This is a genomic window from Ornithinicoccus halotolerans (assembly GCF_009602535.1).
In the GTDB taxonomy this organism is placed as follows: domain Bacteria; phylum Actinomycetota; class Actinomycetes; order Actinomycetales; family Dermatophilaceae; genus Ornithinicoccus; species Ornithinicoccus halotolerans.
Genome location: NZ_WIQI01000177.1, coordinates 1 through 3302, shown reverse-complemented (window position 1 = coordinate 3302; position 3302 = coordinate 1). Strand labels below are relative to the sequence as shown.

Genomic DNA, 3302 nt, shown 5'->3' with positions numbered 1-3302 from the left:
CGGCGGTGGGGTGGGCGCTGACCGCCGAGGAGGACCCCCGCCACCGGGCCGGCACCTCCGGGCCCCGGCCCGGCAGCTGAGGCGCTGCACGGCCGGGCGGCTCAGCCGACGATCGCGTCCACGAACGCCTCGGGGTCGAACGGGGCCAGGTCGTCGGCCCCCTCCCCGAGGCCGACCAGCTTGACCGGGACACCGAGCCGGCGCTGCACGTTGACCACAATGCCCCCCTTGGCGGTGCCGTCCAGCTTGGTGAGCACGATCCCGGTGACGTCCACCACCTGGCCGAACACCTCGGCCTGGCGCATGCCGTTCTGCCCGGTGGTCGCGTCCAGCACCAGCAGCACCTCGTCGATCGGGCTCTGCTTCTCCACGACCCGCTTGACCTTGCCCAGCTCGTCCATCAGCCCGACCTTGGTGTGCAGCCGGCCCGCAGTGTCGATGATGACGACGTCGCACTCCATCTCGTGTGCGGCCCGGACCGCGTCGAAGGCGACCGACGCCGGGTCGGCACCTTCCCGGTCGGACCGCACCGTGGGCACCCCGACCCGCTCGCCCCAGGTCTGCAGCTGGTCGGCCGCTGCGGCGCGGAAGGTGTCGGCAGCACCGAGGACGACGTCCTTGTCCTCGGCGACCAGCACGCGGGCCAGCTTCCCCACCGTGGTCGTCTTGCCGGTGCCGTTGACCCCCACCACCATCACGACGGCCGGACGGCCCTCGACGCGGGAGCCGCTCACCCGGCGGTCCAGGCTCGGGTCGACCAGGGCCAGCAGGTCCTCCCGCAGCCAGCCGCGCACCGTCTCGGGGTCGGAGGTGTCCTCCACGCGCACCCGCGTGCGCAGCCGCTCCATCAGCTCCTCGGTCGCCTCCACGCCGAGGTCGGCCTGCAGCAGCGTGTCCTCGACCTGCTCCCAGGCCTCCTCGTCGACGCGGTCGCGGGAGAGCACGGCCAGCAGCGCCGCGCCGATCGCGGTGTTCGAGCGGGCCAGCCGGGCCCGCAGCCGCGCCATCCGCCCCCGCGCGGACGCGGGGCGCTCCGGAGCGGGCGCCAGCCCCGGTTCGGGCAGGCCGGGCTCGGCGGTCGTGGTGCCGCTGACCGCCCCTGACGGAGCAGTCTCGCCGCCCTCCTCACCGGCCGGCCGGTCACCAGCGGCGGTCGAGGGCGGCCGCTCGAGGGTGCGGCTGCTACCCCCGCGGCCCCGCACCAGCCCGACCAGCAGGGCCAGGCCCGCGAGGGCCACGACGGTGACGACGGTCAGGATCTCCCAGAGGCTGTCCACGGCGGTCATTGTCACAGACGTCTCGGTCGCGGCTGGACCGTGTCGGTCACGCCCGGATGGCGGCCGCGACGCCGCGGATGGTCTGCAGGACGTGCCGGACCACGAGCCGCTGGGCACGGTCCGGACGCATCACGGCGAACACGTAACGGGCGGTCGGGATGCCGCTGAGCTCGCGCAGGCTGACGCCCGCGCCGGCCGGTGTGGAGTAGCGGGGCAGCACCGCGACGCGGTCGCTGTCACCCACCAGCGCCTCGATGAGCCGGTTGTCGCGCAGCCGCTGCACAACCCGGACCGGGCGGCCGGTGACCGCCTCGACGGCCAGCCGGACGGTGTCGAAGGGGTAGCCGAGCGGGACGCCGTACCACTCCACGTCCACCAGGTCCTCGGCGCGCACCGTCGAGCGGGCGGTGAGCACGTGGTCGTGCCGCATCGCGATGTCCAGCGGCTCCCGCAGCAGCTCGACGGTGGCCAGGCCGTCGGTGCCGGCCGGTGCGGCTCGGCTCAGGCTGTGGGCGATCACCAGGTCGTGGTCGGTCACCAGGTCGGCGTAGTCGCTCTCGGCGAGGTCGACGTCGGTGCAGGCCAGCTCGATCGGGCGCCCCTCCAGCTCCCGGAGCACCCCAGGCAGCAGCACGGCGGCGGCGCTCGGCAGCGCGGCGACCGTCACGGTGCCGGCCGGCTGGCCGCGGAAGTCGTCCCAGCGCGCCTGCACCGCCTCCACCGTGCGGGCCACCTCCCGCCCGCCCTCGGCCAGCAGCGCGCCCGCGTCGGTGAGCCGCAGGCCACGGCCGGCGGGTTGCACCAGGGGGACCCCCAGCTGTCGCTGGGCAGTCTTCAGCTGCTGCGACACCGCGGACGGTGACCGGTGGGTCGCCGCCGCCACAGCGGTCACGCTGCCCCGGTCCGCCAGCTCGCGCAGCAGCTCCAGATGCCGCACATCCATGAAGGCAATCTACAGTGTCGGTTAAGAACTTTGCGCTGGTTCTTCAGTTCCGATCCGGCCAGGATGGCGTCATGCCCGTCCCGCACCGGCTCCTCGCGGTCTGCGTCGCCGCCCTCTGGGGAGTCAACTTCCTCGCGATCCACGCCTCGCTCCAGCACTTCCCGCCGCTGTTCCTGGTAGCGCTGCGGTTTGCGCTGCTCGCGCTGCCCGCCCTGCTCTGGGTGCCCCGGCCGCAGGTGCCGCTGCGCTGGCTGCTCGGGTACGGGCTCGGCTTCGGCACGCTGCAGTTCATGTTCCTCTACTGGGGCATGGCCGCCGGGATGCCGGCCGGACTCGCGTCCCTGGTGCTGCAGTCCTCGGCCCCCTTCACGGTCCTGCTCGGCGCGCTGGTGTTCCGCGACCGGATCACCGGGCGCCAGCTGGCCGGCCTGCTGCTGGCCACCGCGGGGCTGGCGATCGTCGGCTGGGAGCGCGCCGAGGGCGCTGCGTTCGCCCCGTTCCTGCTGGTCTTGGCCGGCGGGTTCGGCTGGGCCATCGGGAACGTCTCGAACGCCCGGGCGAAGGCACCCAACCCGCTGCACCTGACGCTGTGGATGTCGGTCGTGCCGCCGCTGCCGATGCTGGGCCTGTCCCTGCTGATGGAGGGCCCCGAGGCGATCGGACGCTCGCTGTCGAGCTGGGGGTCGCCCACCGCCGTCCCGGCCCTGCTCGGGCTGGCCTACACGGTCCTGGCCGGCACGGTGCTGGGCTCGGGCATCTGGACCTGGCTGATGGCACGTCATCCGGCCGGCCTGGTGGCACCGTTCTCGATGCTGGTGCCGGTCGTGGGGATGAGCACCGCGTGGGTCGTGCTCGGCGAGTCGCACACCGCGGGCGAGCTGGCCGGCGCGGCGGTGGTCGTCACCGGCGTGCTCCTCGGCAGCAGACCGCGCCGCACCCGGGAGGGCGGAAGTGCCGCGGCACCGGTCGCCACCCCGGCCGGCGGCACGACGGTCCCGGCGCGAGAGGGCGCGGCGAGGGGCTAGCGGCGGGGGGTCGCGCCTGGGCGGCGAGTCAGGAGGCGACCCGGCGGTCGCCGCGGT

3 protein-coding genes are annotated in these 3302 nt (G+C 74.6%); 1 reads left to right on the top strand and 2 read right to left on the bottom strand.

What is annotated here, in order from left to right; translation table 11 throughout:
- Positions 1 to 101: 101 nt before the first annotated feature.
- Both ftsY and GFJ45_RS15670 read right to left on the bottom strand, forming a co-directional pair.
- Positions 102 to 1286, bottom strand: coding sequence for a signal recognition particle-docking protein FtsY (gene ftsY / locus GFJ45_RS15675; RefSeq protein ID WP_153398924.1), 1185 nt, complete (start codon positions 1284 to 1286; stop codon positions 102 to 104).
- 37 nt (positions 1287 to 1323) lie between these two features.
- The gene (locus GFJ45_RS15670) at positions 1324 to 2220 is read right to left on the bottom strand and encodes a LysR family transcriptional regulator (RefSeq protein ID WP_153398921.1); all 897 of its coding nucleotides are present in this window, start codon (positions 2218 to 2220) and stop codon (positions 1324 to 1326) included.
- 71 nt (positions 2221 to 2291) lie between these two features.
- Here GFJ45_RS15670 and GFJ45_RS15665 point away from each other — a divergent pair, with 71 nt between their 5' ends.
- On the top strand, positions 2292 to 3245 hold the full coding sequence (locus GFJ45_RS15665) for an EamA family transporter (RefSeq protein ID WP_153398918.1): 954 nt from the start codon (positions 2292 to 2294) through the stop codon (positions 3243 to 3245).
- The last annotated feature ends 57 nt before the right edge of the window (positions 3246 to 3302 follow it).

Excerpts from the sequence above, each read along its gene's own strand:
- GFJ45_RS15665 (WP_153398918.1), top strand. The coding sequence starts at position 2,292 with ATGCCCGTCCCGCACCGGCTCCTCGCGGTCTGCGTCGCCGCCCTCTGG.
- GFJ45_RS15670 (WP_153398921.1), bottom strand. The coding sequence starts at position 2,220 with ATGGATGTGCGGCATCTGGAGCTGCTGCGCGAGCTGGCGGACCGGGGC.
- ftsY (WP_153398924.1), bottom strand. The coding sequence starts at position 1,286 with ATGACCGCCGTGGACAGCCTCTGGGAGATCCTGACCGTCGTCACCGTC.